At 44.2% G+C, this 18,387-nt stretch carries 17 protein-coding genes and 2 pseudogenes; 17 read left to right on the top strand and 2 right to left on the bottom strand.

All coding sequences use genetic code 11. The annotated features are described in order from the left end of the window. The 3 genes and pseudogenes from tuf to L1271_RS19660 all read left to right on the top strand — a co-directional run. Window positions 1-254 (top strand): annotated as a pseudogene (gene tuf / locus L1271_RS19670) (elongation factor Tu); the annotation flags it as partial. Between the two features lie 487 nt (window positions 255-741). After that, window positions 742-1,758, top strand: a complete 1,017-nt coding sequence (locus L1271_RS19665) for a TAXI family TRAP transporter solute-binding subunit (protein WP_130163328.1) — start codon at window positions 742-744, stop codon at window positions 1,756-1,758. Window positions 1,759-1,794: 36 nt separating this feature from the next. Beyond that, window positions 1,795-3,879: a TRAP transporter permease gene (locus L1271_RS19660; RefSeq protein WP_235368600.1), complete on the top strand. Its 2,085-nt coding sequence runs from the start codon at window positions 1,795-1,797 to the stop codon at window positions 3,877-3,879. 49 nt (window positions 3,880-3,928) lie between these two features. Here the strand turns inward: L1271_RS19660 and plsB are convergent, their stop codons facing one another. Further along, on the bottom strand, window positions 3,929-6,355 hold the full coding sequence (gene plsB, locus L1271_RS19655) for a glycerol-3-phosphate 1-O-acyltransferase PlsB (RefSeq protein WP_235368599.1): 2,427 nt from the start codon (window positions 6,353-6,355) through the stop codon (window positions 3,929-3,931). A gap of 469 nt (window positions 6,356-6,824) precedes the next feature. Between plsB and rpsJ the strand changes: the two genes are divergently transcribed. The 13 genes and pseudogenes from rpsJ to L1271_RS19590 all read left to right on the top strand — a co-directional run bounded on the left by rpsJ (window position 6,825) and on the right by L1271_RS19590 (window position 14,542). Continuing rightward, the gene (rpsJ, locus tag L1271_RS19650; RefSeq protein WP_010376390.1) at window positions 6,825-7,136 is read left to right on the top strand and encodes a 30S ribosomal protein S10; all 312 of its coding nucleotides are present in this window, start codon (window positions 6,825-6,827) and stop codon (window positions 7,134-7,136) included. Window positions 7,137-7,163: 27 nt separating this feature from the next. Continuing rightward, window positions 7,164-7,799: a 50S ribosomal protein L3 gene (gene rplC / locus L1271_RS19645; RefSeq protein ID WP_010376387.1), complete on the top strand. Its 636-nt coding sequence runs from the start codon at window positions 7,164-7,166 to the stop codon at window positions 7,797-7,799. A gap of 17 nt (window positions 7,800-7,816) precedes the next feature. Beyond that, window positions 7,817-8,419, top strand: a complete 603-nt coding sequence (gene rplD, locus L1271_RS19640) for a 50S ribosomal protein L4 (RefSeq protein ID WP_088529602.1) — start codon at window positions 7,817-7,819, stop codon at window positions 8,417-8,419. After that, on the top strand, window positions 8,416-8,718 hold the full coding sequence (gene rplW, locus L1271_RS19635) for a 50S ribosomal protein L23 (RefSeq protein ID WP_095728987.1): 303 nt from the start codon (window positions 8,416-8,418) through the stop codon (window positions 8,716-8,718). The genes rplD and rplW overlap by 4 nt, the downstream gene beginning before the upstream one ends. A 17-nt stretch (window positions 8,719-8,735) precedes the next feature. After that, entirely contained in the window at window positions 8,736-9,560 is an 825-nt protein-coding gene (rplB, locus tag L1271_RS19630) for a 50S ribosomal protein L2 (protein ID WP_010607737.1), read from the top strand. Between the two features lie 16 nt (window positions 9,561-9,576). Continuing rightward, entirely contained in the window at window positions 9,577-9,855 is a 279-nt protein-coding gene (gene rpsS / locus L1271_RS19625) for a 30S ribosomal protein S19 (RefSeq protein ID WP_010376377.1), read from the top strand. Window positions 9,856-9,867: 12 nt separating this feature from the next. Then, window positions 9,868-10,200, top strand: a complete 333-nt coding sequence (gene rplV, locus L1271_RS19620) for a 50S ribosomal protein L22 (protein WP_010376375.1) — start codon at window positions 9,868-9,870, stop codon at window positions 10,198-10,200. Window positions 10,201-10,212: 12 nt separating this feature from the next. Further along, window positions 10,213-10,914, top strand: a complete 702-nt coding sequence (rpsC, locus tag L1271_RS19615) for a 30S ribosomal protein S3 (RefSeq protein WP_010376374.1) — start codon at window positions 10,213-10,215, stop codon at window positions 10,912-10,914. Between the two features lie 13 nt (window positions 10,915-10,927). After that, window positions 10,928-11,341 (top strand): 50S ribosomal protein L16, encoded by a 414-nt coding sequence (rplP, locus tag L1271_RS19610; protein WP_095728988.1) that lies wholly within the window; start codon window positions 10,928-10,930, stop codon window positions 11,339-11,341. Then, window positions 11,341-11,532, top strand: coding sequence for a 50S ribosomal protein L29 (gene rpmC, locus L1271_RS19605; protein WP_058031280.1), 192 nt, complete (start codon window positions 11,341-11,343; stop codon window positions 11,530-11,532). Before rplP ends, rpmC begins: the two co-directional genes overlap by 1 nt. Then, on the top strand, window positions 11,532-11,789 hold the full coding sequence (gene rpsQ / locus L1271_RS19600) for a 30S ribosomal protein S17 (protein ID WP_023398452.1): 258 nt from the start codon (window positions 11,532-11,534) through the stop codon (window positions 11,787-11,789). The genes rpmC and rpsQ overlap by 1 nt, the downstream gene beginning before the upstream one ends. 291 nt (window positions 11,790-12,080) lie before the next feature. After that, window positions 12,081-12,228, top strand: a pseudogene (locus tag L1271_RS19595) (small ribosomal subunit protein uS17); the annotation flags it as partial. Between the two features lie 361 nt (window positions 12,229-12,589). Further along, a complete protein-coding gene (locus L1271_RS19590) occupies window positions 12,590-14,542 on the top strand; it encodes a methyl-accepting chemotaxis protein (RefSeq protein WP_235368598.1) in 1,953 nt (650 codons plus the stop codon). 6 nt (window positions 14,543-14,548) lie between these two features. On the opposite strand, the gene L1271_RS19585 is transcribed toward L1271_RS19590, so the two are convergent. After that, window positions 14,549-14,761, bottom strand: a complete 213-nt coding sequence (locus L1271_RS19585; RefSeq protein WP_158299091.1) for a hypothetical protein — start codon at window positions 14,759-14,761, stop codon at window positions 14,549-14,551. A gap of 166 nt (window positions 14,762-14,927) precedes the next feature. Here L1271_RS19585 and L1271_RS19580 point away from each other — a divergent pair, with 166 nt between their 5' ends. Next, on the top strand, window positions 14,928-18,386 hold the full coding sequence (locus tag L1271_RS19580; protein ID WP_235368597.1) for a PAS domain-containing hybrid sensor histidine kinase/response regulator: 3,459 nt from the start codon (window positions 14,928-14,930) through the stop codon (window positions 18,384-18,386). The last annotated feature ends 1 nt before the right edge of the window (window position 18,387 follow it).

Raw genomic sequence — 18,387 nt, 5'->3', positions numbered from 1 at the left:
TACTTTCGAAAGATGAAGGTGGTCGTCACACTCCTTTCTTCAAAGGTTACCGTCCACAGTTCTACTTCCGTACAACAGACGTAACTGGTGACATCCAGCTACCAGACGGCGTAGAAATGGTAATGCCAGGCGACAACATCAAGATGACTGTTGAGCTAATCGTACCAATCGCGATGGACGAAGGTCTACGTTTCGCTATCCGTGAAGGTGGCCGTACAGTAGGCGCTGGTGTTGTAGCAACAATCGAAGAGTAATCTTCGTAGCAGCGATTTTATATCGCGACCAGCAAAAAAGGTCGTTCTCTGATAAAGAGTACGGCCTTTTTTAATGCCTTGTAGATGCGATTTTATATCGCGATCAATGAAAGGGTCATCCTCCAATAAGGCGTACAGACTTTTTAACACCTAGTAGCAGCGATTTTATATCGCGACCTGTGAAAAGGGTCATTCTCAAATAAGAAATACAGATTTCTTAATACCTCGTAGCAGCGATTTTAGATCGCGACCTGCGAACAGGGTCATTCGCCTATAAAAGCATCATTTCTGTCATTGTGATGTTTATAACGAACAACTCGATAATGTTCTTATATTTGCTTTCGATAGCTTAAAATCCATATTCTCACCATTTAATCTCCCTATTCTATATGCTGATATCCTGCCACCAGTCACGTAAAAATTTGGTTAATTGCGTAAAGGTGTGCACAATAAGCCCATATAAAACCTAAAATTAGGGAGTGTAAAGATGTTAGGTCTTTCGGCTCGAACAATTTCCGCTGTGCTCAGCATTACAATGTCGCTATGTACTTTTGCAAGTTTTGCTAATGTAGATAAAGACAGATCCTATATTTTGGCAACAGCCTCATCTGGCGGCACTTTTTATCCAGTAGGTGTCGCGATTGCGACACTAACTAAGCTAAAAGTCACACCGCAGCATGGCATGAGTGTCTCGGCCATTACCTCTGCTGGTTCTGGTGATAACCTTAAACTCATGCGCAATAAAGAAGCTGAACTGGCTATTCTACAGGGTCTTTACGGTGCGTGGGCGACGCAGGGGACGGGGGCAATGGCACCCGTTGGCAAACAAGATTATTTGCGTTCTGTGACTATGCTGTGGCAAAACGTAGAGCACTTTGTCATTGCTAAGAAGTATGCCAAAACGGGCAACGTCTCAGATTTGAAAAACCTATATTCACAAGGGTTTGGTATTGGTAAGCGTAATTCTGGAACGGAAGGTTCTGGGAAGCACATCATGGCTGCACTGGGCGTTGATAGTGACAAATTCACTTTGGTGCATAAAGGTTACGCGGGCTCTTCTAGCGCTCTACAAAATGGTCAGATTGCGGGAATGAATATTCCAGCAGGAGTGCCTGTCAGCGCTATTACAAGTGCTTATGCAGCCGATGCCAATGGTATCACGGTGCTGGATTTTACTGATGAGCAGCTAAATAAAGTCAACGCTGAGGTAGAACTATGGTCACGCTTCGAGATCCCAGCTAACACTTACCCCGGCCAAACTAACGCAATCAAAACGATTGCGCAGCCAAACTTTCTTGCTGCACATAAAGACATGAGTGAGGAAGATGTATATCTACTCACCAAGGCAATTTATGAAAATTTAGTCTTTCTTCAAACCATCCATAAAGCGACTAAAGCCATGGCGATAGAAAAGGCACTCATGGGACTGCCTGCTAAGCTACATCCCGGCGCGCTGAAGTATTATAAAGAAATAGGTATTGCCGTACCTGCTCATCTGCAGTAACGCCGCCAACTAAGTAAAACGGGATAGTATCTATCAATGAGTAATAGTAGCAATGAGCAAAGCACATTAGCAGCACCAACAGCAGATCGTGAGCGGATCGCTTTTTATTTAGCGATACTCACGAGTCTGTTGCACCTCTATTTTAACTTGGTCGCCACTTGGCCGGATAACTATATTTCAGCCATTCATTTCATGCTATTTGGTAGCATTATCTTGCTCACCTTGCCACTTAGAGTTGGTAAATTAGCAGTGCTTTCTAGCGTTATTGATATCGGGCTGTTTATCGGTTTAATCGTGAGCTGTGGCTATCTTGTTCTGTACAGTGATGCGCTGGCTGCGCGTAATTATGAATTTGCTACGGCTGACTGGATAGCTTCTTTCACCGCTGTACTCCTCGCGCTTGAGTTGGTCCGGCGCTGTATGGGCTGGTTTATCCCGATGATGATCCTACTGGCGATGAGTTATGTACTGTTTTTGGGACAGTATATTGATGGCGTGTTTCATTTCGCTGGTTTAAGTGCAGAAACTATTTTGTTTCGCAATTACTTTGATGACGGCTTGTTTGGACCTATTGCTAAAATCTCTTGGACGTTTGTTTTTATGTTTATCTTGTTTGGCGCATTTCTAGTCCAAGCAGGAACTGGGGATTTTATCATTCGCTTTGCCAATGCGCTTGTTGGTCGCATGGTTGGCGGACAAGGGCTTGTTGCTGTCGTGAGCTCGGGTATGATGGGCTCCGTATCGGGCTCTGCTATCGCGAATACAGCGGCGACTGGGGTGATCACCATTCCATTAATGAAGAAAGCTGGCTTTCCTGCAAAGTTTGCGGCAGCAGTTGAAGCGGGAGCATCGACGGGAGGTCAGCTGATCCCGCCGATTATGGGGGCTGGTGTATTTGTGATGGCCTCCTATACTCAAATTCCTTATCTTACGATAATTGCGGCGGCCTTTGTTCCCGCACTGCTTTATTTCGCATCTATCGCCATCTTTGTACGTATTCAAGCTACACGTTTGAATATCCAGCCAGCATTAGAGTCAGGGCAATTGAGTGCTTGGCAAGAGCTGAAGTCCGGTTGGCATCATTTATTACCTATCGTGTTGCTCGTAACATTGATGATTTATGGCTTTACGCCAACTTATGCAGTCAGCATTGCGACGCTCAGTGTGTGTCTGTTTTCTTTGTTTTCACCTGCGCCGATGAGGTGGTCAAAGATTTTGGCTGCGCTTGCAAATGCAACTGAAAACAGCGCCAAGACAGCAATATTATTGGTGGCCATTGGCATGCTGGTTAATTGTATTTCGATCAGCTCATTAGGGGTTACTTTTTCTCTAATGATAAATGAATGGGCGGGAGCAAGCTTGATACTGTTGTTGGTATTGATTGCACTGGCCTCGTTAATTATCGGTATGGGACTGCCCGTGACGGCATCATATATTGTGTTGGCAACGCTTTCTGCACCGGCTTTGTATGGCTTGATCAGCCAGTCTGCACTGGTAGAGATCATAGTAAATGGTCAACTCAATGACACTGCGACGATGATGATGAGTATGATGGCGCCAGCACTAGGTGAGATATACAACCAGCCAAATATTACCACGGCTCAAGTGTTTACTATTTTGGCAAGCTTGCCGCCAGAGGCTATTGATATTATTCGCAGTAGCCAATTTGATACCACGCATTTAGCCATGATGTTACTCTCTGCCCATATGATTATTTTTTGGTTATCGCAAGATAGCAATGTGACACCGCCAGTATGTTTGGTCGCTTTTACCGCTGCGGGAATTGCCAAAACACCGCCGATGGCAACAGGTATAGAAGCATGGAAAACGGCCAAAGCATTATACATCGTTCCTTTACTGTTTGCTTATACGCCGTTTATTGGAGGGAGTAACTTTGAGATCATGCAGGTTTTTTTCACCGCGCTTATAGGGATGTACGCTTTGGTAGCAGCGATATACGGTTATGCAGAGGCGAAGCTCAATAAGCCAATTAGGATGGTGCTAGCGCTTTTAGGTATCGCTTTAGTTTGGCCGCATCAAATGATCTCTGTAGATATAGCGGCGGCACTATGTGTTATTGCTGTTGTTATAAAGCAAGTAGTAGATAATCGTCTAACTTAAGCTTTGCTATGCACCATAAAGTAGGCCCCTAAATTGGGGCCTTATGATATTAGACGATATGCTGAATAGACTGATGTATTCGAGCAGGTAGCAGGGTTTTTAAGTACTGCTCTAAAGTATGTAGTGATTCTGTGCCGCGAATGCCCACGGCTTCATCTTGTTCTATAAAGCCTTGCTCTTTTAGACTAGTAACAAACGCACTGAGCACTTTTTTATCAAAAAACTCTGGGCTTTTGATACCGTGTAAAGTTCCTAGTCGGTCGGCAAGAAGTGCACTTTCTTTTTCAAGCTCGCTACGACTTAATCCTTGATGACGCTTAACGAGGTTAATCGTGATTGCATAGCGTTCAAGCGTTAAGTGGATCACTTTACCTAGCATTTCTAATTGTGCCAATGCGCTACCATCTTTGTTAACTGAGGCAAGGTGACCATCAAAGGTGATCAGATCCTTAGCCGCAAAGTATTCAAAAATGGACTCTATATATCCTGTCTTAAGGTCTGTTAAGAACCACTCTTTTGCAAACAAGGGATACAACAGCGCTACCTCTTTGCGGCACTCATCAACAGTCAAGCTGTAGCGATTGAAGAGCTGCTGAGCGATTAAGCTTGGTACGGCAAACAGGTGCAGAATATTGTTACGGTAATAATTAAGCAGAGCGCGTTCTTTTTCCTTAACACTAATGATGCTGCCAAAACTGTCTTCAATAATATCGAACTTATCAAGCTTAAGCGCATGATCGAGTAGGCCCTCAGGACTCGAATCTGGCACCGTCGCATTGTCGTGATAAGGTGCATGTCTGTGTAGTCCAAGATACAAATCGAGCTGTTGTAGCAGTTGTGATTTAGGCAATGCAAATTGCTCGTTACTCAGCAAAATTGTCGCAAGCAAATTAACTGAGTTCAGTGCTGCTGAGTTATTTATCTCAGTCATGATGACATCAGCGAGATCGGCAACTTGCTTGTTCAGCCAAGCTGGCTTTTGAGTTTCGGTGGGGTGGATAGAATCACGCCAATCTGGTTGATGTTCATTTAAAAATTGGTTGACTGATATCGGATCGCCAAAATTTAAATACCCTCTACCATAGTTTTTAAGGTTCTTAATCGCCTTAAAAATACCAAAGATAGACTCATTTTTCTTACTGTTGCCAGCCAGCTCTTTGAGGTAGGTGTTGATCTCCATAACATGTTCGTAGCCGAGATAAACGGGCACTAATGATATAGGTCTATCAATGCCGCGAAGCATAGATTGCAGTGTCATTGCCAGCATCCCCGTTTTTGGTGGTAGTAGACGACCTGTACGACTGCGGCCGCCTTCGGTATAAAACTTAACGGAATACCCTTTGATAAATAACTGACTTAAATATTCCTTGAATACCGCGGAATAGAGTTTGTTGCCCGAAAAAGAGCGGCGAATAAAGAAGGCACCACTACGACGGAAAATCGGGCCCGCAGGGAAAAAGTTGAGATTAACGCCAGCTGCGATATGCGGTGGTACTAAACCCTGATGGTAAATCACATAAGTTAGAAGCAAGTAATCCATATGGCTACGATGACATGGCACGTAAATGATCTCGTGTCCTTTGTCCGCAAGTGCTTGTACTTTGTCTGAGTTATTAACTTCAATACCATTATAAAGCTTGTTCCACAGCCAAGTGAGGGCCCTGTCAGCTACGCGCACCATGGCGTCTGAATAGTTTGCGGCTATTTCGTCTAATAATCTAAGTGCTTGTAATCTCGCTTCTTCCTGACTTAGACCTTTTGACTTTGCTTCTTCTGCAATGGCCTTTTTAATGCTTTGCGACGCTAAGATAGAATTAAATAGCTGCTCACGTGATGGTAATTTGGGGCCGGTAGCAGCCAACTTTTGACGACGGAAGTGCACGCGTGCAACGCGCAGCAGCTTATGTGGCAGCTCCTCAACGTCTGCTTTATCGTTTAACAATTGGTTGAGTTCAATCGGGCGGGAAAATCGAACAAAGTTATCCCTGCCTGAAAACAAGATCACAAAGCATTTGCGTAGCCAGCTCGGTGTTAATGAGTTGGATAATAAGGTTCCCACACCAGGCTTTTCTTTACCTGGATTACGACCCCACAATATAGTGACTGGAATAACTTGCGCATCGGTATTGTCGTTATCTTTTAAGGCTTCAAAAATCGCTTTGCTATGTTCAAGCGCATCACTTGGTTTATGACTATTACCAAAGACACTTGGCGGAGTCTGGATCCCAACAAAACGATTGAGCTCTTTATTGCCAATTCGCGCTTTTTGAGACGGCCTTGGTAAACCAAGCTTTTTACACATAACGTCTAGCGCGACCATGTCTGATACCGAGTCGAGTCTCGCTACATAAAATGTGGGAATGCTGGGATCTAGCTCGTAATCCTCAATGGGATGCTCTGGCAATACTTTACTTTTAACAAAAAGCCAGTTGCTACAGCGAGCGATGGTTGTTAGCAAATAAGAAAAAATCTGCATGGGAATACCGAACAATTATCATTAACCATAGAATACCAAGATTTAACTGGACTGACCATTTTCAAAGGTGTCATCCATGTTTTCCTGCCGCAATATATCTATGGAAGATTAACAGAAGCAAATGCTTGAGTAGAGTGAATTTTGCTCTAAGTGCTTTTTGTGAGTGAAATATTGTGTATGTTCAATGCGCTTTATCTGCGCGACAGCGCCTACGGATCCGAGCGATAAAATTACTTTGTATTAGTTGTTGCATTTATCACCAATATCACTATAATATGCAGACTTTCTTGACCATAGTGTCTAGGAAAGTAAATGAAAGGTCTGGATTTCAGGCCCTATGAACAGGAACTCCAATTGTGAGTTCAACGGTAGAAATAAATTAACAACCGACTTCTCAGGAATAATTGAGTTAGTCTCGGTCGTTTTTTTATGCTCTTTTTAAATGCTCTTTTTATTTTGAGGTTTAAGAATGTCAAATCAACGCATTCGTATTCGCCTAAAAGCTTTTGACCACCGTTTGATTGACCAATCAACGGCGGAAATCGTGGAAACAGCGAAGCGCACTGGTGCACAGGTTCGTGGTCCAATCCCACTACCTACGCGCAAAGAACGTTTCACAGTATTGATCTCTCCGCACGTAAACAAAGACGCGCGTGATCAGTATGAAATCCGCACCCACAAACGTCTGATCGACATCGTAGAACCAACTGACAAGACTGTAGACGCTCTAATGCGCCTAGACCTTGCTGCTGGTGTTGATGTTCAAATCAGCCTGGGTTAATCGGAAGATTAGAGAGGTTTTAGGAAAATGGCATTAGGTCTAGTCGGTCGTAAAGTGGGTATGACACGTATCTTCACTGAAGATGGTGTATCTATCCCTGTGACAGTTATCGAAGCGACTCCTAACCGTGTTACGCAGATCAAATCTGACGCAACTGACGGTTATAACGCGCTTCAAGTTACTGCAGGCGAGAAAAAAGCAAGCCGTGTAAACAAACCAGCAGCGGGTCACTTCGCTAAAGCTGGCGTTGAAGCGGGTCGCGGCCTGTGGGAATTCCGTCTTAACGGCGGTGAAGGTGAATTTGAAGTAGGTTCAGAGCTAACTGTTGAACTTTTCACAGAAGTGAAAAAAGTAGACGTTACTGGTACTTCAAAAGGTAAAGGTTTCCAAGGTGGTGTTAAGCGCTGGAACTTCAGCATGCAAGACGCAACTCACGGTAACTCTCTATCTCACCGTGCTCCTGGTTCAATCGGTCAAAACCAGTCTCCTGGTAAAGTTTTCAAAGGTAAGAAAATGGCCGGTCAAATGGGTAATGTTCGTTCAACGACACAGAACCTTGAACTAGTACGTGTTGACGCAGAGCGTAACTTGCTTTTAGTTAAAGGTGCAGTACCTGGCGCTATCGGCGGTGACGTTATCGTTAAACCAGCTGTTAAAGCATAAGTCCTGGAGATTTAGTGATGGAATTAGCAATTAAAGGCGCTGGCGCGCTTGAAGTTTCCGAAGCTACTTTTGGACGTGAGTTTAACGAAGCATTAGTACACCAAGTAGTTGTTGCTTATGCAGCAGGTGCTCGTCAAGGTACTAAAGCTCAACTGACACGTTCTGAAGTACGCGGTGGTGGTAAGAAACCATTCCGCCAAAAAGGTACTGGCCGTGCACGTGCTGGTACAATCCGCAGCCCAATCTGGCGCAGCGGTGGTGTGAGCTTTGCAGCTAAGCCGCAAGATCACAGCCAAAAAGTTAACCGTAAAATGTATCGCGGTGCGATCAAGAGCATTCTTTCTGAGCTTGTTCGTCAAGATCGTCTAGTAGTTGTTGAAAACTTTGGTCTAGAAGCACCAAAGACTAAAGAACTAGTAGCTAAGCTTAAAGAACTTGAGCTTAAAGACGTACTAATCGTGACTGAAGAAGTAGATGAGAATCTATTCCTTTCTGCACGTAACCTGTACAAGGTTGACACGCGTGACGTAGCTGGCATCGACCCAGTAAGCCTAATCGCTTTCGATAAGGTTCTGATTACTGCTGCTGCTGTTAAGCAACTTGAGGAGGCGCTAGCATGATCCGTGAAGAACGTCTTTTAAAAGTAATCCTTGCTCCACACATCTCTGAGAAGAGCACTGTATCTGCTGAAGAAAACAACACTATCGTTTTCAAAGTAGCTAAAGATGCAAACAAAGCAGAAATCAAAGCTGCTATTGAAAAGCTTTTCGAAGTAGAAGTAACTGGTGTTCGCACTCTAAATGTTAAGGGTAAGACAAAGCGTACTGGTATGCGTTTTGGCCGTCGTAGCGATTGGAAAAAAGCATACGTTACTCTTAAAGAAGGTAGCGAGCTAGACTTTGTCGGCGGCGCCGAGTAATAAGGGGAGTTAGAATTATGGCACTTCAAAAGTGTAAACCAACTTCTGCGGGTCGTCGTCACGTCGTTAAAGTGGTTAACCCTGATCTACACAAGGGTAAGCCTTACGCTCCGCTATTAGAGAAAAACTCTAAATCAGGTGGTCGTAACAACAACGGTCGTATCACGGTTCGTCACATCGGTGGTGGTCATAAGCAGCACTACCGTGTAATCGACTTTACACGCACAAAAGATGGCATTCCAGCTAAAGTTGAGCGTCTAGAGTACGATCCAAACCGTAGCGCAAACATCGCTCTTGTATTATATGCAGACGGTGAGCGTCGTTACATTATTGCACCTAAGGGTCTTAAAGCAGGTGATGCAATCCAATCTGGTGTTGATGCACCAATCAAGGTTGGTAACACACTACCTATGCGTAATATCCCTGTAGGTTCTACTGTACACAACGTTGAACTTAAACCTGGCAAAGGTGCACAAATTGCACGTTCTGCTGGTGCTTACGTACAGATCCTTGCTCGTGAAGGTCAATACGTAACACTACGTCTTCGCTCTGGCGAAGTTCGTAAGGTTGAGTCTGATTGTCGTGCGACTCTTGGCGAAGTAGGTAACGCAGAACACATGCTACGTTCACTAGGTAAAGCTGGTGCAAATCGTTGGCGTGGTATCCGTCCTACAGTTCGTGGTGTTGCCATGAACCCGATTGACCACCCACACGGTGGTGGTGAAGGTCGTACTTCTGGTGGTCGTCACCCTGTATCTCCATGGGGCGTACCTACTAAAGGTTACAAGACTCGTAAGAACAAGCGTACTGATAAGTTTATCGTACGTCGTCGTACTAAATAATAGTTGAGGAATTGCCATGCCACGTTCTCTCAAGAAAGGTCCATTTATTGACCTACACTTGCTGAAGAAGGTAGAGAAAGCGTTGGAAAGCGGTGACAAGAAGCCAATTAAAACTTGGAGCCGTCGTTCAATGATCATACCTAACATGATCGGATTGACCATCGCTGTCCATAATGGTCGTCAGCACGTTCCTGTGTTCATCACAGACGAAATGATCGGTCACAAACTGGGTGAATTTGCACCTACACGTACTTACCGCGGTCACGCTGCGGATAAGAAAGCTAAGAAGCGTTAATCGGAGGGTATGATGGAAGCATTAGCTAAACACAAATTCGCCTCTGGTTCGGCGCAGAAAGCACGTCTAGTGGCAGATCAGATCCGTGGACTTCCGGTTGATCGCGCGCTAGAAATCCTGGCGTACAGCCCGAAGAAAGCGGCTGTATTAGTTAAGAAAGTACTTGAGTCTGCTATCGCGAACGCGGAGCACAACGAAGGTGCTGACATTGATGAGCTTAAAGTGGCTAAAGTATTTGTAGACGAAGGTCCTACAATGAAACGTATTATGCCACGTGCTAAAGGACGCGCAGACCGCATCCTTAAGCGTACAAGCCACATCACTGTTGTGGTATCGGATAGCTAGGAGATATAAGTAATGGGACAAAAAGTTCATCCTACTGGTATTCGCCTAGGTATCTCAAAGCCTTGGGTATCTACTTGGTACGCGAATACAAAAGATTTCTCTGAACAGCTTTTTGGCGATCACAAAGTACGTCAATACCTTACTAAGGAATTGAAAAGTGCTTCTGTAGCTAAGATCGTTATCGAGCGTCCAGCTAAATCAATCCGTGTAACAATTCACACAGCTCGTCCTGGTGTTGTTATCGGTAAAAAAGGTGAAGATGTTGAAAAGCTTCGCCAAGCTGTAACTAAGCTTGCTGGTGTACCTGCGCAAATCAACATCGCAGAAGTACGCAAGCCAGAGCTAGATGCACAATTAGTTGCTGACGGTATTTCTTCTCAGCTAGAGCGTCGTGTTATGTTCCGTCGTGCTATGAAGCGCGCAGTACAGAACGCAATGCGTCTAGGTGCTAAGGGTATCAAAGTTGAAGTAAGCGGCCGTCTAGGCGGTGCTGAAATCGCACGTTCTGAGTGGTACCGTGAAGGTCGTGTACCTCTACACACTCTACGTGCTGATATCGACTACGCAACTTCAGAAGCTTTGACCACTTACGGTATCATTGGTGTTAAGGTTTGGATCTTCAAAGGCGAAGTAATTGGTGGTCTTCCACTAGTTCAAGAGCAAGAGAAGCCAGCTAAACGTGCGCCGAAGAAAGCTAAAAAAAGTGCTAAGTAAGAGGTAGCGACTAATGTTACAGCCAAAACGTACAAAATTCCGTAAGGTACACAAAGGCCGCAACCGTGGTCTGGCTACCAGCGGTAACAAAGTTAGCTTCGGTTCTTTCGGCTTGAAAGCGACTGGCCGTGGCCGTATGACTGCTCGTCAAATCGAAGCAGCTCGTCGTGCTATGACACGTCACGTCAAGCGTCAAGGTAAAATCTGGATCCGTGTATTCCCAGATAAGCCAATTACAGAAAAACCGCTTGAAGTTCGTATGGGTAAAGGTAAAGGTTCTGTTGAATACTGGGTTGCTGAAATTCAGCCTGGTAAAGTTCTTTACGAAATGGAAGGTGTTTCTGAAGAGCTTGCTCGTGAAGCATTTAACCTTGCTTCTCGTAAACTACCATTCAAGACAACTTTCGTAACTCGGACGGTAATGTAATGAAAGCTAGCGAATTAAAAGACAAAAGCGTAGAAGAGCTAAATGCTGAACTTCTAGAGCTACTTCGTGAGCAGTTTAATCTGCGCATGCAAGCGAGCACTGGTCAGCTAGCTCAAACTCACGAACTGAGAAAAGTACGTCGCAACATTGCGCGTGTTAAAACGGTTATTAACCAGAAGGCAGGTGCATAATGAGCGATAAGATCCGTACTCTTCAAGGTCGTGTAGTAAGCGATAAAATGGACAAATCAATCGTTGTTGCTATCGAGCGTCAGGTTAAACACCCGATCTACGGTAAGTTCATCAAGCGTACAACTAAGTTGCACGCACACGATGAAAACAACACGGCACTAGCAGGTGACGTCGTGACTATTCGCGAATGTGCGCCAATCTCTAAGAAAAAATCTTGGACGCTAGTTGACGTGATTGAACGTCCTAAGAAAGCTTAATTTTAGTTTTTAACTAAATTAGACTTTTGATAAAGCCCCAGCATCAGCTGGGGCTTTTGCGTTTCTGGATAGCTCTTATAAGCAGCTATCGAGCACCAATTGTATTAGGTAAATGAGCAATTTGAAGCGGAGAAATAGCTTTAGTAGCTAGGCAAAAATTTTGCTATTTAGTTGTTCTAAATGAGAAATTTTTAACGACGCTAATATGGTATTTCACCCTTCAAATTGATTGGAGACTTAGTGCAATTGGTATAACCACCCGATCTACGGTACTCTTTATAGAAAGAAAGCATCAAGCGTACAACTAAGTTGCACGCACACGATGAAAACAACACAGCTACTCACAGGTGACGTCGTGACTATTCGCGAATGTGCGCCAATCTCTAAGAAAAAATCTTGGACGCTAGTTGACGTGATTGAACGTCCTAAGAAAGCTTAATTTTAGTTTTTAACTAAATTAGACTTTTATAAAGCCCCGGCATCTGCTGGGGCTTTTGCGTTTATGGATGTATGTTTGAGCGCAACGAAGATGGTTGGTTATTACCTCTATATACTTATTTGTTCCAGAGTAGATAGTTTTATCGCAGTGCTGGACGTAATACGCCGCTCCTTATTCAACAAGCCAATCATAAATATGGAGCATTAAAGGTCGTTACTTTACTTTGTTCGATTTTTAATCGGTACATTTCTTTACTAAATCAAAAAACACGACAATGATTATTGTATTAAATACAAGCTAATAGTTTTGGCATCTATGAATGCTGATAGGCTTATCTATAAATACAATGTCAGGTGCTTTTATGCTTTCTAAGTTAAGGTTAAGCCAACAATTATCTACTTCATTTGGAGTAATGATTGTACTTATGGTTGCACTCTCTAGCGTCGCTTATGTTGGATTGAATGGCGGTTATAGTAATTTTGTTGAGTATCGCTCTTTGGCAAGGGCTAGCAATCTAGCAAGTACATTAGAAGCGAATTTGCTCTCGCTTAGGATCAATGTGCTGAATTATTTGAAGCAGCAATCAAAAGACGATATTGAACAATTTGAACAGAAGGTAAGGCTTTTACATGATGAACTAGCGGAAGCCAAGGAGGCCCTTAGTCAAAAAGAAAGCAAGCAGCTTATTGAAAAAAGTGAAACAGCTTTGGTTACATATGAAACTGCTTTTAGGGAGATTATGGCACTTTATGGTCGTAGAAATACTGTGGTTCATGACGGGCTGGATAAAATAGGCCCTCAAATGCGCAAGAATATTTCGCAATTAATAGAATCTAGCATTGATATGAGTGACTTTGAAGGACTTGCCGCTGCTACACATATGCAGGAAAAGCTGCTGCTAGGAAGACTTTTCGTAACGAAATTCTTAGTGAGTAACCAGTTAAATGACTACAACAGAGCCATGGATGAACTAAAGCAAGAGAAGATGTTTCTAACTCAGTCTAAGTCTAGGTTTATGAATGAAAATGCAAAAAATTTACTGCTTGATATAGAACAATCAGGAGAACGCTACTTAGATGGAGTGAGAGAAGTACAAGATATTATCACAGAGAGAAATCGACTGATTACCGAAGTACTAAATATTAATGGTCAAAATATCGCAGAGCATTTGGCACGTGTGAAAGAATCGATCAAGGAAAGACAGGATGAATTAGGTCCCATAGCTCAAAGTGAGAGTAGGAAGACAGTAACAGTTATTATTGCAGTATCTGTTGTGGTAATTTTGTTAGGCTGCTTTTTAAGTTGGTATATCACACGACTAATCAAAGCCCCTATTGGTGGGGAGCCAAAAGAAATCGCAGAAGTGGCATCAAGGATAGCCAGTGGCGACCTCACAATACAGTTTGACAGGGGGGAATCGGTGAGCGGTATTTATTTGGCAATGCGTGATATGGCTGACAAACTAAAAGCCATCATTGCAGAAATTCAAAGCTCCACGCATGCATTATCTTCCTCGTCGGAAACTCTTAGTGCTATCACCTCCCAGTCTAAACAAGGAGCAGATAACCAAATGGAGCAACTCAGTCATAGTGCTGTTTCGATGAATGAAATGGCTGCTACGATTGCTGAGATAACCCAAAGTGCTCAACTCGCAGCGGATGCCGCGACCGATGCGGATTCTCAATCTAATTCAGGTGTTCAAGTTGTTGTTGCAACACAGCAAGCAATGGAAGGTCTAGTTGGTAAAATAGAAAATGTTAGCAAAACCATTGAGAATCTTGAACAAGAAACAGAGTCGGTAGGTTCTATTTTGGATGTTATCAGGGGTATCGCGGAGCAAACTAATTTGTTGGCGCTCAACGCAGCGATTGAAGCCGCAAGAGCAGGCGAACAAGGGCGAGGCTTTGCCGTAGTGGCTGACGAGGTGAGAAGCCTTGCGAGTCGCACCCAGAAGAGTACAGACGAAATTCAAGAGATGATCTCTAAATTGCAAAATGAAGCGAAGCGCTCCGTTGGCATGATGCGAGATAACGTTAAAGATGCTAAAGATACAGCAGACAAATCGGCGAAAACGGATGAAGTGTTACAAGCTATTTCTTCATCTGTGAGCACAATTAAAGATATGAATCTACAAATTGCCAGTGCTTCTGAGGAGCAAAACACGGTTACACAGCAGCTTTCGCAAAGTGTGACAGAAATCAGTGAAACTGCACAAGAGACTGCTACGGGAGCCGAGCGCGCGTCAGATGAAGCATTATCGCTGCTGTCTTTATCCCGCACACTCGATAAGTCGGTGAGCAGTTTTAGATTATAAGTACTGTTAGCAAATTCGGCTATAGTCTGGCTGACACATTAACGCCGGCAAGGTTTGGCAAGCTATATCAGAACCACACGTCCTTTCTCTAATCGATGTGGTTGCTGGAGTTGGCCATGAACCCGTTCCACCATTTATCCGTGGAGTATGTTGAGGAGATAACTGCGTGTTAATGTCTGATAGGTTCTTAAGACGTTTTTTGTTTAACTTAAATTGCATTGTCAATTTCCTTTTCTGTTAACGTTAGGTAAATATTTTTGTTTTAAAAGTAATCATTAGTCAATTGCAAAAAATTCATAGGTCCGGAGGGGATAGCACTAAAGTGTGCTGTTTTTTTACAGTACAGCCGTTATGCTAGAGCAAACAATAAAAAATCATCACAGTTATGTTTTCTATCGGGCTGATCAGTCTTATTGCGCTGCTTTATTTAGCGCTTTTATTTACCATTGCATGGGGCGCAGATAGGGCGAGTACTAAATTTAGATCTTATCGTGCCAAGCAAGTTACCTATGCCTTGTCACTAGGGGTGTATTGCACCTCTTGGGCGTTTTTTGGTACTACCGCGCAAGCGGCAAATAATGGCTGGTGGCTTGCCCCAACTTATGTTGGCACGATTTTACTGTTTATATTTGGTTGGCAAGTCTACACACGAATTGCAGAAATATGCCGCCAGCAGCAGCTCACTTCCATGGCGGACTTTATTGCCACTCGTTACGGTAATTCTTCTAGTTTGTCTGGACTCATTTCTCTGATCTCTGTTATTGCGGTTGTGCCCTATATTGCACTTCAGCTTAATGCCACCAGCGCCAGTATCGGTATGCTAACAAGCGACACCCAGCGGGTGAGTGTCACGTTTTGGCAGGATAGTACTTTTTATATCACCTTGCTGTTAGCCCTGTTTGCCATTTTGTTTGGTACACGTAGGCTGAGACCGAGTGAGCATAACCCAGGGTTGATGACTGCAATCGCCTTTGAGTCATTAGTTAAGTTGCTGGCGTTTATTACTGTCGGTGTTTATGTCTGTTTTGTGCTCTTTGAATCGCCCACTCACTTATTTAACCAGGCAGCGCAGCAGGGAATTACCAAGCAAATAGAGGCATCGGCTAGCCCAACCTATGTTTATTTAGTTCATGTTCTTTTAGGGGTATTAGCAACGCTGTGTTTGCCGAGGCAGTTTCATACCTCTTTTATTGAATATGATGAACAAAATCAATTTAAGACCGCACGCTGGTTGTTTCCCGTTTATTTGTTGCTGATTAATTTATTTATTTTGCCAATCGCCTATGCCGGGCTGGTGTATTTTAATGGTCAAGATGTTGGTTACGATACGTTTGTGCTTGCCCTACCACTGGGATCTGATGCACCTTTAGTCGCTTTGACAGCCTTTTTAGGTGGGTTCTCTGCGGCGACGAGTATGGTGATAGTCTCAGCCATCGTGCTATCTATTATGATCACCAATGACTTTATCAATCAATTTTTGTTGCGCCGCTCGCAGTTAAATTCGAGCCATCGGGGTTTATCTAAGTTTAATCTGCTCAATGCTCGACGGGTGGTTATTGTTGGCATTTTATTACTGAGTTATGCCAGTCATCGCGTGCTTGCTGAGGGCAACACGTTGGCCAATATGGGACTGATGTCATTTGCCTTGGTTGCGCAGTTTGCGCCCGCGATGGTGGTTGGTTTATGGTGGCGTGGGGCTTCATGCTTAGGTGCGCAATTGGGGATCGTGACGGGTTTTGCTATTTGGTTTTACACGCTATTGTTACCGAGCCTCATTAGTGGCTTTAACTTCGAAAGTCACTGGTTGAGTGCGGGGCCTTTGAATATCACATGGTTAGCACCTTTAGACTTTTTGGGTCTGGGGTTAGACAGTACGAGCCAGTCCGTCCTGATTTCTTTAAGTGCAAATTTGTTGGTTTATTTGCTGGTGCCGTTTATTTCATCCGCTCGTCTTGCTGAGCGCTTACAAAGCAATAAATTTGTAATGCCGTCAAAATCTGCACAGTCCGCTAACACGGTCTTGAGTTTCCAGGATTTGGCAACATTACTGCAGCGCTTTAGCGAGCAAGCGCGTGCGCAGCAGCTTGTTGAGCTTCATTTTCCTAAAGAGCCTGCAAACTGGAAACTGCCAGCGCCATTGCAAGTGGAAAATATGATCGAACGGGAGATGTCGACGCTCGTTGGCGGGGCATCTGCGAAACTGATTTTAGATGTCGCCAAAGATGAAAAGCGCCAGCCTTTAGAGCAAGTTGCAGAATTTGTAGATGAAGCGTCACAGGTGCTACGTTTTAATCGCGACTTACTGCAGTCGACGATAGAAAACGTCAGTCAGGGGATAAGTGTAGTAGATAGTCAACTGCAATTGGTCGCTTGGAACCAGCGCTACGCAGAAATGTTTAACTATCCAGACAATGCGCTGTTTATCGGTCGTCCTGTGGCTGAGCTTATTCGTTACAATGCGCAGCGTGGGCTATTTGGTGATGCTGATGTCGAGCAGCAAGTAGAGAAGCGTCTATCACATTTACGACGAGGCAATGCATATCGCTACCGCCGTGAGCACCACGATGGCCGAGTGTTTGAAATGCAAGGTAACCCATTGCCTGGCGGTGGATTTGTAACGACCTATACGGATATCACTGAGTTTGTAAAACAACAATCCTTACTAGAGCAAGTTAATGTGAACCTAGAAGAAACAGTCGCGGCAAGGACTAAAGAGTTGATAGATGCCAACCGAGCTTTATCTTCTGCTAAGCGCCAAGCAGAGCATGCAACGGAGAGTAAAACCCGCTTTTTCGCCGCAGCGAGTCATGATCTGTTACAGCCATTTAACGCAGCGAGCCTGTTTTGTTCATTGATGAGTGAAAAGGCCCAAGGGACCGACTTAGCTGAGCTTTCGCAAAGCATCAAAAGTTCATTGGCAAGTGCTGAAGAACTGTTGTCGAGCATTCTTGAGCTCACAAAGTTAGAGGCTGGGGCGTTTAAGGTTAATCGCTCGCGCTTTGCATTGTCGTCACTGCTGGAACCATTGGAAAATGAATATGGGGCGGTTGCGAAAGACAAAGGATTAGCGTTTGCAGTGCAGGTTTGTGATGTCATGCTCTACACCGATAAAGCACTGCTAAAAAGGGTATTGGGAAACTTACTGAGTAACGCTATCCGTTACACTGAGTCTGGTACGGTAAGACTTATTGCTGAATGTCAGGGGGAGAGTGTTTCTATCATTGTTGAAGACACAGGCGTGGGCATTGCAAAGCAAGATCAGGACGCCATATTTCAAGAGTTCAAACAGCTTCACAGTAAAGAGCTAGCGCAGGGGTTAGGACTTGGACTTGCGATCAGCAAACGAATTTGCGAAGTGTTGGAAATTCCCATCACCCTTGGGTCACAACTTAATAAAGGCACACAATTTACCTTAACACTGCCAAGTTTTGGAATGCAGACGGATCAAAAGACCGAAGTAACCGCTGACAAGCCCAGCGGTGATTCGCAATTATCGGGTCTATCTATTTGGTTGCTAGATAATGATGCCAACGCACTTAATGCATTATCTCAAGTATTACTAAGTTGGGGGTGCCAAGTAGCTGTGGCGCGAGATGAAGCAGAGCTTAGCGCGCTGCAAGCAACGAGTCGTGCAGATATGCTGATCGCGGATTATCAGCTTGATCATGGTGTCACGGGACTTGAGGTGATAGCAGCGCTTAAGCTTGATGATATGCCAATCATTATTAACACGGCTAACCACGACGAGGCTATTCGCGAGCGAGTGAGTGATGCAGGGATCCCATTACTCTATAAACCACTTAAAACGCCAGCCCTAAAGCGCATGATTAAGCGACTAATCTAGT

Origin of the sequence: Pseudoalteromonas sp. OF5H-5 (genome assembly GCF_021530695.1) — a bacterium.
In the GTDB taxonomy this organism is placed as follows: Bacteria; Pseudomonadota; Gammaproteobacteria; order Enterobacterales; family Alteromonadaceae; genus Pseudoalteromonas.
This window is presented reverse-complemented; position numbering and strand designations above follow the sequence as displayed.

Bases quoted from the DNA above. Each gene is read 5' to 3' on its own strand.
- rplP (WP_095728988.1), top strand. From the start codon at position 10,928: ATGTTACAGCCAAAACGTACAAAATTCCGTAAGGTACACAAAGGCCGC.
- rpsC (WP_010376374.1), top strand. From the start codon at position 10,213: ATGGGACAAAAAGTTCATCCTACTGGTATTCGCCTAGGTATCTCAAAG.
- rpsJ (WP_010376390.1), top strand. From the start codon at position 6,825: ATGTCAAATCAACGCATTCGTATTCGCCTAAAAGCTTTTGACCACCGT.
- rplW (WP_095728987.1), top strand. From the start codon at position 8,416: ATGATCCGTGAAGAACGTCTTTTAAAAGTAATCCTTGCTCCACACATC.
- rplB (WP_010607737.1), top strand. From the start codon at position 8,736: ATGGCACTTCAAAAGTGTAAACCAACTTCTGCGGGTCGTCGTCACGTC.
- L1271_RS19665 (WP_130163328.1), top strand. From the start codon at position 742: ATGTTAGGTCTTTCGGCTCGAACAATTTCCGCTGTGCTCAGCATTACA.
- rplC (WP_010376387.1), top strand. From the start codon at position 7,164: ATGGCATTAGGTCTAGTCGGTCGTAAAGTGGGTATGACACGTATCTTC.
- L1271_RS19585 (WP_158299091.1), bottom strand. From the start codon at position 14,761: ATGCAATTTAAGTTAAACAAAAAACGTCTTAAGAACCTATCAGACATT.
- rpmC (WP_058031280.1), top strand. From the start codon at position 11,341: ATGAAAGCTAGCGAATTAAAAGACAAAAGCGTAGAAGAGCTAAATGCT.
- L1271_RS19580 (WP_235368597.1), top strand. From the start codon at position 14,928: ATGTTTTCTATCGGGCTGATCAGTCTTATTGCGCTGCTTTATTTAGCG.
- rplD (WP_088529602.1), top strand. From the start codon at position 7,817: ATGGAATTAGCAATTAAAGGCGCTGGCGCGCTTGAAGTTTCCGAAGCT.
- rplV (WP_010376375.1), top strand. From the start codon at position 9,868: ATGGAAGCATTAGCTAAACACAAATTCGCCTCTGGTTCGGCGCAGAAA.
- L1271_RS19660 (WP_235368600.1), top strand. From the start codon at position 1,795: ATGAGTAATAGTAGCAATGAGCAAAGCACATTAGCAGCACCAACAGCA.
- rpsS (WP_010376377.1), top strand. From the start codon at position 9,577: ATGCCACGTTCTCTCAAGAAAGGTCCATTTATTGACCTACACTTGCTG.
- L1271_RS19590 (WP_235368598.1), top strand. From the start codon at position 12,590: ATGCTTTCTAAGTTAAGGTTAAGCCAACAATTATCTACTTCATTTGGA.
- rpsQ (WP_023398452.1), top strand. From the start codon at position 11,532: ATGAGCGATAAGATCCGTACTCTTCAAGGTCGTGTAGTAAGCGATAAA.
- plsB (WP_235368599.1), bottom strand. From the start codon at position 6,355: ATGCAGATTTTTTCTTATTTGCTAACAACCATCGCTCGCTGTAGCAAC.